This is a genomic window from Brevundimonas halotolerans (genome assembly GCF_003730275.1).
In the GTDB taxonomy this organism is placed as follows: Bacteria; Pseudomonadota; Alphaproteobacteria; order Caulobacterales; family Caulobacteraceae; genus Brevundimonas; species Brevundimonas halotolerans.
Genome location: NZ_QTTA01000004.1, coordinates 25,706 through 39,181, shown reverse-complemented (window position 1 = coordinate 39,181; position 13,476 = coordinate 25,706). Strand labels below are relative to the sequence as shown.

At 66.7% G+C, this 13,476-nt stretch carries 15 protein-coding genes; 7 read left to right on the top strand and 8 right to left on the bottom strand.

Annotation, left to right across the window (positions count from 1 at the left end):
• The first annotated feature begins 35 nt into the window (after positions 1–35).
• Positions 36–1,007, top strand: a complete 972-nt coding sequence (locus EG854_RS01565; protein WP_206423361.1) for a calcium/sodium antiporter — start codon at positions 36–38, stop codon at positions 1,005–1,007.
• On the opposite strand, the gene polA is transcribed toward EG854_RS01565, so the two are convergent.
• The 4 genes from polA to EG854_RS01545 form a co-directional block, all read right to left on the bottom strand.
• Positions 1,004–3,898 (bottom strand): DNA polymerase I, encoded by a 2,895-nt coding sequence (gene polA, locus EG854_RS01560; protein ID WP_123285983.1) that lies wholly within the window; start codon positions 3,896–3,898, stop codon positions 1,004–1,006. The genes EG854_RS01565 and polA overlap by 4 nt on opposite strands.
• Positions 3,899–3,955: 57 nt before the next feature.
• Complete coding sequence (locus tag EG854_RS01555) at positions 3,956–4,567, bottom strand: DUF6655 family protein (RefSeq protein WP_241153082.1); 612 nt, start codon at positions 4,565–4,567, stop codon at positions 3,956–3,958.
• The gene (locus EG854_RS01550) at positions 4,564–5,004 is read right to left on the bottom strand and encodes a VOC family protein (protein WP_123285982.1); all 441 of its coding nucleotides are present in this window, start codon (positions 5,002–5,004) and stop codon (positions 4,564–4,566) included. The genes EG854_RS01555 and EG854_RS01550 overlap by 4 nt, the downstream gene beginning before the upstream one ends.
• A gap of 114 nt (positions 5,005–5,118) precedes the next feature.
• The gene (locus EG854_RS01545) at positions 5,119–5,367 is read right to left on the bottom strand and encodes a zinc-finger domain-containing protein (RefSeq protein WP_123285981.1); all 249 of its coding nucleotides are present in this window, start codon (positions 5,365–5,367) and stop codon (positions 5,119–5,121) included.
• Positions 5,368–5,460: 93 nt separating this feature from the next.
• Between EG854_RS01545 and EG854_RS01540 the strand changes: the two genes are divergently transcribed.
• Positions 5,461–6,435, top strand: coding sequence for an ABC transporter ATP-binding protein (locus tag EG854_RS01540; protein ID WP_123285980.1), 975 nt, complete (start codon positions 5,461–5,463; stop codon positions 6,433–6,435).
• 7 nt (positions 6,436–6,442) lie between these two features.
• Here the strand turns inward: EG854_RS01540 and EG854_RS01535 are convergent, their stop codons facing one another.
• From EG854_RS01535 to EG854_RS01525, 3 genes are read right to left on the bottom strand one after another with little or no spacing between them, the layout of a single operon-like run.
• Positions 6,443–6,790, bottom strand: coding sequence for a Tat pathway signal protein (locus EG854_RS01535; protein ID WP_123285979.1), 348 nt, complete (start codon positions 6,788–6,790; stop codon positions 6,443–6,445).
• Positions 6,791–6,847: 57 nt separating this feature from the next.
• Positions 6,848–7,852 (bottom strand): biotin synthase BioB, encoded by a 1,005-nt coding sequence (bioB, locus tag EG854_RS01530; protein WP_123285978.1) that lies wholly within the window; start codon positions 7,850–7,852, stop codon positions 6,848–6,850.
• A gap of 44 nt (positions 7,853–7,896) precedes the next feature.
• Entirely contained in the window at positions 7,897–8,826 is a 930-nt protein-coding gene (locus tag EG854_RS01525; RefSeq protein ID WP_164461762.1) for an aspartyl protease family protein, read from the bottom strand.
• Positions 8,827–9,009: 183 nt separating this feature from the next.
• On the opposite strand from EG854_RS01525, the gene ahcY reads away from it, so the two are divergent.
• The 3 genes from ahcY to EG854_RS01510 all read left to right on the top strand — a co-directional run bounded on the left by ahcY (position 9,010) and on the right by EG854_RS01510 (position 11,252).
• Positions 9,010–10,401, top strand: a complete 1,392-nt coding sequence (gene ahcY / locus EG854_RS01520) for an adenosylhomocysteinase (RefSeq protein ID WP_123286027.1) — start codon at positions 9,010–9,012, stop codon at positions 10,399–10,401.
• Positions 10,402–10,468: 67 nt separating this feature from the next.
• Positions 10,469–10,675, top strand: coding sequence for a twin transmembrane helix small protein (locus EG854_RS01515; protein ID WP_123285976.1), 207 nt, complete (start codon positions 10,469–10,471; stop codon positions 10,673–10,675).
• A 4-nt stretch (positions 10,676–10,679) separates the two neighbouring features.
• Complete coding sequence (locus EG854_RS01510) at positions 10,680–11,252, top strand: cob(I)yrinic acid a,c-diamide adenosyltransferase (protein ID WP_123285975.1); 573 nt, start codon at positions 10,680–10,682, stop codon at positions 11,250–11,252.
• Between the two features lie 10 nt (positions 11,253–11,262).
• On the opposite strand, the gene EG854_RS01505 is transcribed toward EG854_RS01510, so the two are convergent.
• On the bottom strand, positions 11,263–11,604 hold the full coding sequence (locus EG854_RS01505) for a hypothetical protein (protein WP_123285974.1): 342 nt from the start codon (positions 11,602–11,604) through the stop codon (positions 11,263–11,265).
• 135 nt (positions 11,605–11,739) lie between these two features.
• On the opposite strand from EG854_RS01505, the gene EG854_RS01500 reads away from it, so the two are divergent.
• Together EG854_RS01500 and EG854_RS01495 are read left to right on the top strand one after the other, a co-directional pair.
• Positions 11,740–12,504 (top strand): electron transfer flavoprotein subunit beta/FixA family protein, encoded by a 765-nt coding sequence (locus EG854_RS01500; RefSeq protein WP_123285973.1) that lies wholly within the window; start codon positions 11,740–11,742, stop codon positions 12,502–12,504.
• Positions 12,504–13,433 (top strand): electron transfer flavoprotein subunit alpha/FixB family protein, encoded by a 930-nt coding sequence (locus EG854_RS01495; RefSeq protein ID WP_123285972.1) that lies wholly within the window; start codon positions 12,504–12,506, stop codon positions 13,431–13,433. The genes EG854_RS01500 and EG854_RS01495 overlap by 1 nt, the downstream gene beginning before the upstream one ends.
• Positions 13,434–13,476 lie beyond the last annotated feature (43 nt).

The following is a 13,476-nucleotide window of genomic DNA, read 5'->3' as shown; positions in this document are numbered from 1 at the left end:
TTGTGAGAGGGCGGTTCTAGCGGGGGGGAACACCGATGACCATGACCTATGGCCTGTTGGCGCTGGGGCTTGTGCTCCTGGTCGCCGGGGGCGACACGCTGGTGCGGGGCGCGACGACGGCCGCCCGCAGTCTGGGCGTTTCGCCCCTGTTGATCGGCCTGACCCTGGTCGGCATGGGCACTTCGGCGCCGGAGCTGGTGACCAGCCTGACCGCGGTGCTGGCGGGCTCGCCCGGAATCGCCATGGGGAATGTCATTGGATCGAATACGGCCAATATTCTTCTGATCCTTGGCGTCGCCGCGCTGATTTCGCCCATTGCTGTCGACCGGGACGCCTTCCGGCGGGACGGCTGGGTGTTGATCGCTTCGACAGCCCTGTGCGTCATCGCCGTGATCGCCGGCACGATTGACTACCGTTGGGGTCTGGCCATGCTGGCGGGACTGGCCGTCTATCTGCTCTGGGCCTGGATGGGAGAGCGGCGCCATCGGGACCGCGAGGCCCGTAAATACGAGCATCTGACCGAGGATGCCCCGGATGCCCGCGGGGGCGTCTGGTCGGGTCTGGGGCTGGCCGTCATCGGCATCCTGCTGACCGTCGGGGGGGCGCGCCTGCTGGTCGACAATGCCATAGTCGTCGCCCGCGATATCGGGGTCTCGGACACGATCATCGGCCTGACGGTGGTGGCGGTGGGAACGTCGCTGCCCGAGCTGGTGACCTCGGCCGTTGCCGCCTTCCGGCGGCATTCCGACGTGGCGCTGGGCAATATCATCGGCTCGAACATCTACAATGTGCTGGGCATTCTCGGGATCACGGCCCTGGTCGCGCCGATCCGGGTGCCGCCCGAGATCATCCGCCTCGACATCTGGGTGATGGTGGCCGCCACCGCGCTGGTCGTGCTGTTCGTACGGACGGGTATGCGAATCGTCCGGCTGGAGGGCCTGGCCCTGCTGCTCGCATACGCGGTGTATCTGGGTTGGCTGGCCCGCGACCTGCTGCCCTTTGGCTAGTGGGCGTCATCCCAGTTTGAAGCCGCGCGGGCATCGACCACCAAAGGCACGCTCAGCGAGATCGCCGGCTCGGCCGCCGCTTCCATGATCCGGCGGATGATAGCGATGGCGCGATCCGCCTCGGCCTCGGGCGCTTCGAACACCAGTTCGTCGTGCACCTGCAGCAGCATGCGGGTCTCCAGACCCTCAGCCGCGAGGGCGTCCGGCATCCGCATCATGGCGCGCCGGATGATATCGGCCGCTGTGCCCTGGATCGGGGCATTGATGGCCGCCCGCTCGCCGAACTGCCGCTCGGCCCCCGACTTCGAATGAATCGCTGGAATGTGGATCTTGCGGCCGAACAGGGTGGTGACGAAGCCCGCCTGTTTCACCTCGCCCTTGATGCGATCCATATAGGTCCGGATGCCGGGGAAGCGCTCGAAGTAGGTCTTGATATAGGCCCCGGCCTCGCTGTTATGGATGCCCAGCTGGGCGGCCAGACCAAAGGCCGAGATGCCGTAGATGATGCCGAAATTGATGGCCTTGGCGCGCCGGCGGGTCTCCGACGACATGCCCTCGATCGGCACGCCGAACATTTCCGAGGCGGTCGCCGCGTGAATGTCGAGGCCGGCCTTGAAGGCGGCTTTCAGTTCGGGGATGTCGCCGATGTGGGCCAGGATGCGCAGCTCAATCTGGCTGTAGTCGGCACTGATCAGCACCTGTCCGGGTGAGGCGATGAAGGCCTGACGGATCTGACGCCCCGTCTCGGTCCGGATCGGGATGTTCTGAAGGTTCGGGTCCGAGCTGGCCAGTCGCCCGGTCGAGGCAGCCGCCAGCTGATAGGAGGTGTGCACACGGAAGCTGGTCTTGTCCGCCGCCTCGGTAAGGGCGTCGGTATAGGTGCCCTTCAGCTTGGCCAACTGGCGCCAGTCCAGAATGACGCGCGGCAGCTCATGGCTCTCGGCCAGGGTCTCCAGCATGGCGGCGTCCGTGCCCCATTGTCCCGAGGCGGTCTTCTTGCCGCCGGGCAGGTCCATCTCCCCGAACATGATCTCGCCGATCTGGCGCGGGCTGGCTATATTGAAGGGCCGGCCGGCGACCTCATGGGCACGGGTTTCCAGCTCGGCCATCTTGAGTCCGAACTCGGACGACAGACGCTTCAGACGGTCGGGATCGACGCGGATACCGGTCAGTTCCATCTGCGCCAGAACGGCGGGCATGCCGCGCTCCAGCGTCTCATAGACGGTGACCAGTCGTTCCTCGGCCAGTTGCGGCTTCAGCAGCCGCCACAGGCGCAAGGTCACATCGGCGTCTTCGGCCGCATAGGCCGTGGCGGGTTCCAGCGCCACGTGGCGGAAGCTCTTCTGCGATTTGCCGGTGCCGCACACGGATTTGAACGGAATCGGCTCATGGCCCAGATGCAGGCGGGATAGTTCGTCCATCCCGTGCCCGTGCACACCGCCCTCCAGCACATAGGAGATCAGCATGGTGTCATCGATCGGACCGACGGTGATGTCGTGCCGGGCCATGACGGCCAGATCGTATTTGATGTTCTGGCCAACCTTCAGGACCGCAGGGTTTTCCAGCAGGGGCTTCAGCAGGGCGAGAGCCTGATCCATCGGGATCTGGTCGATGGCCTCGGGCGGGGTCTCGCCGTCGAAGTCCAGCCCGCCCGACTGGGCGCGGGGCTCGGCCTCATGCGTCAGGGGCACGTAGCAGGCGTCACCGGGCGCCACCGCCAGCGACAGGCCGCACAGGCCCGCGTGGCTGGAGGACAGGGCATCCGTCTCGGTGTCGAAGGCGACCACGCCGGCCTCGGTGGCGCGCGCGATCCAGCGTTTGAGTTCATCGATCGTCCGGACACAGGCGTACGCTGTGGTGTCGAACGTCTCGGGGACCGTCAGTTCGGTTGCAGGCCTGGGCGCATGGCGTGGGGCGGCGACCGGGGCGTTCAGGGCTCTGGGCCGACCATTGGGTGCGGGTTCAAGCGGTGTGGCCTTGCCGTCCCCGACCCGCCGCGCCAGCGACCGGAACTCCATCTTTTCGAGAAAGGCCGCCAGGGTCGCCGAGTCCGGATCGCGAACGGCAAAGTCGGCAATCGGCTCGGGGGCAGGCGCATCGCAGATCAGGGTCACGAGCTGGCGGCTCAAACGGATCTGATCGGCATGGATCTGCAGGGTCTCGCGGCGCTTGGGCTGTTTGATCTCGCCCGCCCGGGCGAGAAGGGTGTCGAGGTCACCATATTCGCCCAACAGCTGGGCGGCGGTCTTGGGTCCGATGCCCGGCGCGCCCGGCACATTGTCGACGCTGTCGCCGACAAGGGCCTGAAGGTCGATCATCTTGTCCGGCGTCACGCCGAACTTTTCCATGACGGCGTCTTTGGCCAGCACGCGGTCCTTCATCGGGTCCCACATGACGACGCCGCCGCCGATCAGCTGCATCAGGTCCTTGTCCGACGAGACGATGACGGTCTCACCCCCGGCATCGCGGGCCTTGCAGGCATAGGTGGCGATCAGGTCGTCGGCCTCATAACCGGGCAGTTCGACACAGTGGACGCCAAAGGCCGCCGTGGCCTCGCGGACCAAGGAGAACTGCGGTACCAGATCCTCCGGCGCCGGGGGGCGGTGGGCCTTGTAGTCCGCATACAGATCATTCCGGAAGGTCTTTTCCGAATGGTCGAAAATGGCGGCCAGGTGGGTCGGTCCGCCCTCGCCCTTCATCTCGCGCAACAGCTTCCACAGCATGTTGCAATAGCCCTGGACGGCGCCGACCGGCAGGCCGTCCGACTTGCGCGTCAGCGGCGGCAGGGCGTGATAGGCACGAAAGATATAGGCCGAGGCATCGATCAGCCACAGGCGGACGTCGCCGCTCGGGTCGGGGGTGCCAGATTCGGAGGGGGCGGAGTCGCTCATGGCGCGACCATAGAGGGGTCCGGCGCGTCCGTCAGCCGCGAAGCACTGTGGCCGTCGTCAGAACTGGAACCAGCTGTCGCCGGGCTCCCGATCACCCGGGTCCAGCCGCTGCTGACCCCAGGCAAAGATCATCAGCATCTGGTGGCTGCGGATGCGGAACTGGCCGGTCATGGGCACGATGGCCCCCAGCGCCTGGCCGGTCTTTGCGTCATAGACAAAGCCCGAGAATTCAGCGACGCCGACCCGGTCGCGGCGGCTGTAAACCGACAGCTCGGGAACCGAGACGACATTGAAGGTGTCATTGATCGGCAGACGCACGGCCGGGATGCCGAACACCCGACGCATCTGCTCCAGCGACAAGGCCCCGGCGCGGATCTCGAAGATGGCGTCCGCGTCGTCCCGGGTGCGGGCGAGGGGATAGCCGGCCTGAAGCACGGCCCCGCGAATGGCGCTGACGGCATAGGGGGCGCTCTCGGCCCGGAAATAGGTGTCATCGACGAACACGCGGGTTCCCGGCGGGACCGGCAGGCGCAGACCATCGACGGCGGCATCAGTGGCGCGCGCCACCAGCAACTGTTCGGTGGCCGTGCGTCCCGGATTGGTCTCGGTGGTCGAGGCACAGGCCGCAAGGGTCAGCGCCATCAGGCCGATGGCGAGCGGCGCCCTCACCAGCTGCCCTCGTTCGGCATGGAGATCCAGGGCTCGGCCGGGGTCAGGGCCTCGCCCTCCTGCAGTAGCTCGATGGAGATGCCGTCCGGCGAGCGGACAAAGGCCATCCGCCCGTCGCGCGGCGGCCGATTGATGGTGATACCGGCGTCCATCAGCCGTTGGCAGGTGGCGTGGATGTCATCGACCTTATAGGCGAGGTGGCCGAAATTGCGCCCGCCGGTGTAGGTTTCCGGATCCCAGTTGTAGGTCAGTTCCAGCTCGGGCGACCGGTTAGCGGCGGACCGGTCCAGATCCTTTGGCGCCGCCAGAAAGATCAGGGTGAACCGCCCGGCCTCATGGTCCATGCGGCGGACTTCGCTCAGGCCCAGATGATCGCACCAGAAGCGAAGCGAGGCGTCCAGGTCAGAGACCCGGACCATGGTGTGAAGATAGCGCATACGGTCCAGCCGGTTCGGGGGAGGAAGCAGGATAGGGGTCTTCTAGAGGCCTCTTGATCGTCCGGGGGGTCAATTCGCGTAACGGGCGTGGCGGGGCTTTAGTAGGCCCCCGTCCTAGTGCGCGTCGTGGCGTGGGGCCGGGTCGCGATATTCGTTGTCCTGGGCCAGATCGGCCACCAGCACAAACCGCCGGTCGCAATAGCCACAGTCGACCGCGCCGCCGTCGCCGATCTCCATATAGACCAGCGGATGGCCCAGCGCCCCCCCGCCACCGTCACAGGCGACCCGGTGCTGCATGACGGGGATTTCCTCGGGGGCCAATTCGGCGGAACCGGGGGCAGGAACGGGATGACGCGGCGGCATTTCTGAACCCTGAGCTTGGCGCGGAGGCGAGCGAGGCATACCTATGCGGCGCGCCCACCGGCGTCAAACGCCTGATCCTGTATTCGGAACCCCATGACCGCTGCCTCCTCGCTGCCCGACTCCGCCATCCGCATCCGTGGGCTGACCAAGACCTATGCGGGCTCGAAGAAGGCCCCGCCCAAGGAGGCGCTGAAGGGCATTGATCTGGACATCCCCCGCGGCACCATGTTCGGCCTGCTGGGGCCGAACGGTGCCGGAAAGTCGACGCTGATCAATATTCTGGCGGGCGTGGTGAAGAAGACCTCGGGCGAGGTGTCGATCTGGGGCCGGGACATCGACACCCGGCCGCGCGACGCCCGCGCCGCCCTGGGTGTCGTGCCGCAGGAAATTGTCGCCGACGTCTTCTTCACGCCGCGCGAGTCGCTGGAAGTCCAGGCCGGCTTCTATGGCGTGCCGGCCGATGAACGTCGCTCCGACGCCTTGCTGGCCGCGCTGGGCCTGTCGGACAAGGCCAATGCCTATGTCCGCGCCCTGTCAGGCGGCATGAAGCGGCGACTGATGGTAGCCAAGGCTCTGGTCCACGCCCCGCCGGTGCTGATCCTCGACGAGCCGACGGCCGGGGTCGACGTCGAACTGCGCCGCCAGCTGTGGGAATATGTGCGCCGCCTGAACGCCGAGGGCGTGACCATCCTGCTGACCACCCACTATCTGGAAGAGGCGCAGGAGCTCTGCGACACCATCGCCATCGTCAACCGGGGCCAGGTGGTGGCCTGCGAGCCCACGCCGCAGCTGCTGCGGCGGCTGGACACCCGCAATGTCGTGGTGTCGCCCGAGACACCGATGGCGACCCCGCCGGTGCTGGAGGGCTTTGAGGTCACGCCCCGGTCGGGGGGCGCCTTCTCGGTCACCTATCGCAAGGGGCGCTCTTCGGTAGAACAGGTGCTGGCTGCGGTCCGTGCGGCGGGCGTCACCATCGCCGACATCTCGACCGAGGACCCCGATCTGGAAGACGTCTTCCTCGCCCTGACCTATGGCGACGACGCCCAGGGCGATCCGACGAAGGACTGAGCCGTCCTCAGAAGGCCATCACCGTGCCCAGCAGGAAGCGGGCGCCGGACCGACCGAGGGTCTGGTCGGTGGCGGCCTGAAGCTCGCGCGCCAGCCGTTCGACATCGGGTGGGGCGTCACCGCGCAGGCTGGCGGCCACGCGGGAAATCACCTGATTATAGGCGGCCCTCAGCCGCGGCGCGGACTGGCCGGCGCGGACGAAAAGGTCGGCATCGGCGACGTCCAGCCCGGTCTCGACGGTCAGGACGCCGCGTCGTCCGCCCGCCCGGCTGAAGTTCGCCGTCGAGGTGCCGATCTGGATATAGGTCTGTCGCGCCGCACCGCCGCCACCGCCACCGCCACCGCCACCGGTCATGGGCCTCTCCCGAAACTGCCGTCGGCAGAGACCTAACGCGCCGGGCTTAAGGGCCGGTTACGCCGCGCTCTCGACCGCCTGGGGACGATCCGTGACCATGGGTCTCAGGTCCAGTTTCGCGAACAGGCGGGTGTCGGCGTCGGCAGCGGGGTTGGCGGTGGTCAGCAGACGGTCGCCGACGAAGATGGAGTTGGCGCCGGCGAGGAAGCACAGGGCCTGCATTTCCGGGCTCATCGCCTCACGGCCGGCCGACAGGCGCACCATCGACCGGGGGCAGACGATGCGGGCGACGGCGACGGTGCGGACAAATTCGATCGGATCGATTTCGCCCTCGCGCTTGACCTGATCGCCCAGCGGCGTGCCCGCCACGGGCACCAGGGCATTGACCGGCAGGCTGTCCGGATGGGCGGGCAGGGTGGCCAGGGCGTGCAGCAGGCCCGCGCGGTCGCGCCGCGCCTCACCCATGCCGACAATGCCGCCACAGCAGGTGCTCATGCCCGCATCCCGCACGTGCTTGAGCGTATCCAGCCGATCCTGATACGTCCGGGTGGTGACGACATCGGCGTAATAGTCGGGTCCGGTGTCGAGGTTGTGGTTGTAATAGTCGAGCCCGGCGTCCTTGAGCTGACGGGCCTGATCGGCGGTCAGCATGCCCAGCGTGGCACAGGTCTCGAGGCCCAGCGCCTTCACGCCCGAAATCATGGCCGCCAATTTGGGCGTGTCGCGATCCTTCAGCTCGCGCCAGGCGGCGCCCATGCAGAACCGGTCGGCGCCGCCAGCCTTCGCCGCCATGGCCTCGGCCAGCACGGCCTGGGTGTCCATCAGCTTTTCGGCCTTCAGCCCCGTGTCGAAACTGGCCGACTGCGAGCAATAGCCGCAGTTCTCGGCGCAGCCGCCGGTCTTGATCGACAGCAGGCGGCTGAGCTGGACCTCGGAGGGGTCGAAGGTCCGGCGGTGCACCTCAGCGGCCTGGAACACCAGCTCCATGAAGGGCTGTTCGAACAGGGCCTCTACCTCGGCGAGGGTCCAGTCATGGCGGGGGGTGGCGAGATCACGGGTCATGGGCGCTTGATGCGATGACCGTCGCGCCGGGGCAAGCCCTGCGCTCAGATCTCCATCAGCAATTCGCCATCCCTGAGGTCCATCACCACCCGGCTGAAGACCCCCAGCACATCAACACCCAGCAGCATGGCCGGCTGGTCCGCCAGGCCCAGATGCCGGAAGATGTGGAAGTCGCCCATCAGCACCCCCAGCCGGTCCAGTACCATGTCGCCCAGCCGGAGGGCGTCTATGATCATGGGCCGGGCGGCGGCGGCCCGTCCTGTGGGTGACTGGACGGCCTGTGCGGTGGCGGAATTGCGAAGGATCAGGTCGCGAGCGTCGGCGGCTTCGGCCAGAACGGGGTTGATCAGGCTGACCTCGGCCCCGGTGTCGATCACGGCCGGGACCCTGACGCCGCGCACCCGGGCATCCACGATCATCAGTCGCTCCGCCACGCCGTCCGGTTCGCGCACCACCGGCGGGGCAAAACGCACCCGGGGACGCTCGGCCGCCAGAAAGCCCTGCTCCTCAATACGGGGGCGACCGATCGTGGCCCGGTGACGCCCCCGGAAGCGGAATTCCAGCCGATGTCCGGCCAGCAGGTCCAGCCCCAGCAGGCCGTCCAGCCCCAGCATGCCGCGCCGGTCCCCGATGGCCAGCCGGGGATCGCGTCGGTTCAGGGCGCCGCTGCGGATATGCCCGGCCCGGACCCAGGGCACGCGCTCAACCCCCACCACGGTGTGCATATCGACCTGGCCGCCGACCGTCAGGCCCAGACGGGAGACTATATCCGAGGCCAGAACCGAGGCGCTGGCAGCGGTGTCGAGCGCAAACCGCAGGCCGGTCTGTCCGTCGATCTCGACCTCGACCACGCCCCGGCCGGAATGGTCGGGATCGGCCCCGACCGGGTCCTGGGCCCGGGCCAGTCCGGGCAGGAGAAGGCCGGACGCACCCGCCAGAACCAGCCCTCGTCGCGAAAAGGCGCCTGTTGCCATGCCCGGATTGGTCCTCCCAAAGCGCACGCGGACCGGCACGCTCGCACGAAAGCGCCACGGTGACGAGCCGGGCATATAAGGATGTCCTTATGTGTTTGTTGCCCTGGGGCGTCGCGCGGTCTATAGCGGCGGCCACACCCGTGACCGGCCTCGATGGCCCTTGCCGCGAAAGAGCGCTCCCCCATGACCGACTACATCGTCCGCGACATCTCGCTTGCCCCGTATGGCAACAAGGAAATCGCCATCGCCGAAACCGAAATGCCCGGCCTGATGGCGCTGCGGGACGAGTTCGGTTCGAACAAGCCGCTGAAGGGCGCCCGCATCGCCGGCAGCCTGCACATGACCATCCAGACCGCCGTGCTGATCCAGACTCTGGAAGCGCTGGGCGCCGAGGTTCGCTGGGCCTCGTGCAACATCTATTCGACCCAGGACCACGCTGCGGCCGCCATCGCGGCCAACGGCACGCCGGTGTTCGCCACCAAGGGCGAGACGCTGGAAGAATACTGGGACTATGCCCACAAGATCTTCGAATGGGCTGACGGTGGCTATCCCAACCTGATCCTCGACGACGGCGGCGACGCCACCCTGCTGTGCGTGCTCGGGCCGAAGGCCGAGAAGGACGCCAGCGTTCTCGACAATCCCGAGAACGAGGAAGAAGAGGCCCTCTATGCCGTGATGAAGCGGTATCTGAAGGAAAAGCCCGGCTTCTATTCGGCCATCCGTGACGCCATCGGTGGCGTGTCGGAAGAGACCACCACGGGCGTCCACCGTCTGTACCAGATGGCCGAGCGCGGCGACCTGCCCTTCCCCGCCATCAACGTCAACGACAGCGTCACCAAGTCCAAGTTCGACAATCTGTACGGCTGCCGCGAGAGCCTCGTCGACGCCATCCGCCGCGGCACCGACGTCATGCTGTCGGGCAAGGTCGCCGTGGTCTGCGGCTATGGCGATGTGGGCAAGGGCTCGGCCGCTTCGCTGCGTCAGGGCGGCGCCCGCGTGATCGTCACCGAGATCGACCCGATCTGCGCCCTGCAGGCCGCCATGGAAGGCTATGAGGTCCAGACGCTGGATGACGTGGCCGGCTCCGCCGACATCTTCGTCACCGCCACGGGCAACAAGGACGTCATCACCGTCGACCACATGCGGGCGATGCGTCACAACGCCATTGTCTGCAACATCGGCCACTTCGACTCCGAGATTCAGGTCGCAGGCCTGAAGAACATGAAGTGGGACGAGATCAAGCCCCAGGTCGACCACGTCGAATTCCCGGACGGGAAGAAGATCATCCTGCTGTCCAAGGGTCGTCTGGTGAACCTTGGCAATGCTACGGGCCACCCGTCGTTCGTGATGTCGGCCTCCTTCACCAATCAGGTGCTGGCCCAGATCGAACTGTGGACCAACAAGTCGAAGTACGAGAATCAGGTCTACGTCCTGCCCAAGCATCTGGACGAAAAGGTCGCAGCCCTGCACCTCGACAAGCTGGGCGCCAAGCTGACGACCCTGACCAAGGAACAGTCGGACTATATCTCGGTCCCCGCCGCCGGGCCGTTCAAGCCGGACCACTATCGCTACTGATCGGCGTCGATGCCGCACCCCGCCCGACCCTCTGGTCAGGCGGGGGCGCGCGGCCTAGTTTGCCCGCATGGGCAACATCGTCGACATTCTGATCCTGATCGCTATCGCCGCGGTCGCCATCACCCTCGGGTTCGGGCTGAAGGCCCTGTTCACCCCCGGTGACGCGGCGCGCAGCCAGTCCAACCATCTGATGCGCGTCCGCGTCGGCCTGCAGGCCGTGGGCGTTGTGCTGCTGGTCGGCGCCATGTGGTGGAAATCCACCCAGGGAGGCTAGGCCCATGGTCCTGCTGAACAAGATCTACACCCGCACCGGCGACGAGGGGCAGACCCGCCTCGCCAATGGCGCGCCGGTGTCAAAGACCGATCTGCGGGTCGAGGCCTATGGTGCGGTCGACGAACTGAATGCCGTGATCGGCCTCGCCCGGCTGAACTCGGGCCAGAACGACCGGATCGACGCCATGCTGGCGCGCATCCAGAATGAGCTGTTCGATCTGGGCGCCGATCTGGCCACGCCGCTGGACCCACCCCCGGAATGGGAGGCCCTGCGGATCATCGACAGCCAGGTCGAGCGTCTGGAGCAGGAGATCGACTGGATGAACGAGAGCCAGAAGCCGCTCGACAGCTTCATCCTCCCGGGTGGATCGCCGCTGTCGACCCATCTGCATCTGGCCCGCACGGTCTGCCGGCGGGCCGAGCGGTGCGCCGTTCGTCTGGCCGAGGCCGGCGTGGCGGTAACGCCTGCGGCCCTGCGCTATCTGAACCGGCTGTCCGACCATCTGTTCGTGGCGGGGCGGCGTGCCAACCACCATGGTGCCGATGATGTGAAGTGGCGTCCCGGCGCCACCCGCTAGCCGTTCCGGATCACCGGCCCTGCTGCGCCCGCAGCCGTGCCCGCTCGGCGTCGACGGCGTCCTGGCGAGCCTTCTTCTGGGCGGCGACCTGGCGTTCCAGCACGATCAGTTCGCTGTTCTTGGCCTTGGAGGCCTCAAGCCGGCTGACCCCGATGGGACGTCCGGTGATGTCGGGGATAAAGATCGGCTGGGCACAGGTCCGGGTGCTCACATCGTACCAGTTGCCGGCCGCCTCGCATCGCTCGCCCGGGCTGACCCAGACCTGCTGATAGACCAGCAGGCCGGTGACGATCATGCCGAACAGGCCAAGGAAAAGTATGCCCAGTCGCCGGAAGCTCAGAAAGCGATGCATGGTTGGTCCGGGGCTCCTTTGCCGGGGCGCGGCGTGGCTTTGCCGCAGTTAGCTTGACCCGGCGTTACATTGACAGGCCGGTTTGGCCGTTCCATGTCCAACGCCACATATTCCAGCGCTTCAACGGATAGGCTCATGAAGGTTCTCGTCCCTGTCAAACGGGTGATCGACTATAACGTCAAGGCCAGGGTCAAGGCCGACCAGAGCGGGGTCGACCTCGCCAATGTCAAGATGAGCATGAACCCCTTCGACGAAATCGCCGTCGAAGAGGCCGTTCGGCTCAAGGAAGGCAAGGGCCACCACGCCGCCAATACGGCTGAGGAAATCGTCGCCGTTTCGGTCGGCGTAACCCAGGCGCAGGAGACCATCCGCAACGCCCTGGCCATCGGCGCCGATCGCGGCATCCTGGTGCAGTCCGACACGGATCTGGAGCCGCTGGCCGTGGCCAAGGTGCTCAAGGCCGTGGTCGATGAGGAAAAGCCCGATCTGGTTCTGATGGGCAAACAGGCCATCGACGGCGACAATAATGCGGTCGGCCAGATGCTGGCCGCTTTGCTGGACTGGCCGCAGGCGACCTTTGCTTCCAAGGTTGAGATCAAGGACGGCAAGGCCCAGGTCACGCGCGAGATCGACGGCGGCCTGCAGATCATCGAGGTCACCCTGCCGGCGGTCATCACCGTCGACCTGCGCCTCAACACGCCGCGCTATGCCTCCCTGCCCAACATCATGAAGGCCAAGAAGAAGGAGATCGCGACGAAGGCGGTCGCCGACTACGGCGCCGATACGGCGCCGCGCCTCAAGGTGGTCAAGGTCACCGAGCCGCCCAAGCGCGAAGCGGGTGAAAAGGTGGCCGACGCTGCCGAACTGGTTGCCAAGCTCAAGTCCAAGGGAGTCATCTGATGGCCGTTCTCGTCATTGCGGACCACGACGGCGCGACCGTCCGTGACACCACCCACAAGACCGTGACCGCTGCCTCAAAGATCGGCGGCGACATCGACATTCTGGTCGTGGGTGAAGGGGCCAAGGCCGCCGCCGAGGCTGCTGCGAAAATCAAGGGCGTGCGCAAGGTCCTGCTGGCCGAGAGCGCCGGTCTGGGCAAGGTGCTGGCCGAGACCGTCGAGGCCACGGTCCTGCCGCTGGCCGAGGGCTATGACGCCATCCTCGCCCCGGCCACCACGGACGGCAAGAATTTCGCCCCGCGTATCGCCGCCAAGCTGGACGTCGCCCCGATCTCGGACATCATCGAGGTGGTGTCGGCCGACACCTTTGTGCGGCCGATCTATGCGGGCAATGCGCTGGAAACCATCCAGTCGTCCGATGCGAAGAAGGTCATCACCGTCCGTCCCACCGGCTTTGATGCTGCTGAGGAAGGCGGCTCGGCTTCGATCGAGACGGTCACCGGCGGTGATGCGCCCAAGACCACCTTCGTCTCCGAGGAAAAGGTCAAGTCCGACCGCCCCGAGCTGGGCGCGGCGAAGATCGTCGTCTCCGGCGGCCGGGCCATGGGCTCGTCCGAGGAATTCCACGCCGTCATGGATCCGCTGGCCGACAAGCTGGGCGCCGCCGTCGGGGCCTCGCGCGCCGCGGTCGACGCCGGCTATGCGCCGAACGACTATCAGGTCGGCCAGACCGGCAAGGTGGTCGCGCCGGAGCTCTACATCGCCATCGGCATCTCGGGCGCCATCCAGCACCTGGCCGGCATGAAGGACTCCAAGATCATCGTCGCGATCAACAAGGATCCGGACGCCCCGATCTTCCAGGTCGCCGACTATGGTCTGGTCGCCGACTACAAGACCGCCGTGCCCGAGCTGATGACGGCGCTGGGATAGGCTTCTATCGAATGCGATAAGTCAGGGGCGTGGGGCTAAGGGT

Excerpts from the sequence above, each read along its gene's own strand:
- EG854_RS01550 (WP_123285982.1), bottom strand. The coding sequence starts at position 5,004 with ATGCGCTATCTTCACACCATGGTCCGGGTCTCTGACCTGGACGCCTCG.
- EG854_RS01510 (WP_123285975.1), top strand. The coding sequence starts at position 10,680 with ATGGTCCTGCTGAACAAGATCTACACCCGCACCGGCGACGAGGGGCAG.
- EG854_RS01525 (WP_164461762.1), bottom strand. The coding sequence starts at position 8,826 with ATGGCAACAGGCGCCTTTTCGCGACGAGGGCTGGTTCTGGCGGGTGCG.
- EG854_RS01565 (WP_206423361.1), top strand. The coding sequence starts at position 36 with ATGACCATGACCTATGGCCTGTTGGCGCTGGGGCTTGTGCTCCTGGTC.
- bioB (WP_123285978.1), bottom strand. The coding sequence starts at position 7,852 with ATGACCCGTGATCTCGCCACCCCCCGCCATGACTGGACCCTCGCCGAG.
- EG854_RS01545 (WP_123285981.1), bottom strand. The coding sequence starts at position 5,367 with ATGCCGCCGCGTCATCCCGTTCCTGCCCCCGGTTCCGCCGAATTGGCC.
- EG854_RS01500 (WP_123285973.1), top strand. The coding sequence starts at position 11,740 with ATGAAGGTTCTCGTCCCTGTCAAACGGGTGATCGACTATAACGTCAAG.
- EG854_RS01505 (WP_123285974.1), bottom strand. The coding sequence starts at position 11,604 with ATGCATCGCTTTCTGAGCTTCCGGCGACTGGGCATACTTTTCCTTGGC.
- EG854_RS01535 (WP_123285979.1), bottom strand. The coding sequence starts at position 6,790 with ATGACCGGTGGCGGTGGCGGTGGCGGTGGCGGCGGTGCGGCGCGACAG.
- ahcY (WP_123286027.1), top strand. The coding sequence starts at position 9,010 with ATGACCGACTACATCGTCCGCGACATCTCGCTTGCCCCGTATGGCAAC.
- EG854_RS01515 (WP_123285976.1), top strand. The coding sequence starts at position 10,469 with ATGGGCAACATCGTCGACATTCTGATCCTGATCGCTATCGCCGCGGTC.
- polA (WP_123285983.1), bottom strand. The coding sequence starts at position 3,898 with ATGAGCGACTCCGCCCCCTCCGAATCTGGCACCCCCGACCCGAGCGGC.
- EG854_RS01495 (WP_123285972.1), top strand. The coding sequence starts at position 12,504 with ATGGCCGTTCTCGTCATTGCGGACCACGACGGCGCGACCGTCCGTGAC.
- EG854_RS01540 (WP_123285980.1), top strand. The coding sequence starts at position 5,461 with ATGACCGCTGCCTCCTCGCTGCCCGACTCCGCCATCCGCATCCGTGGG.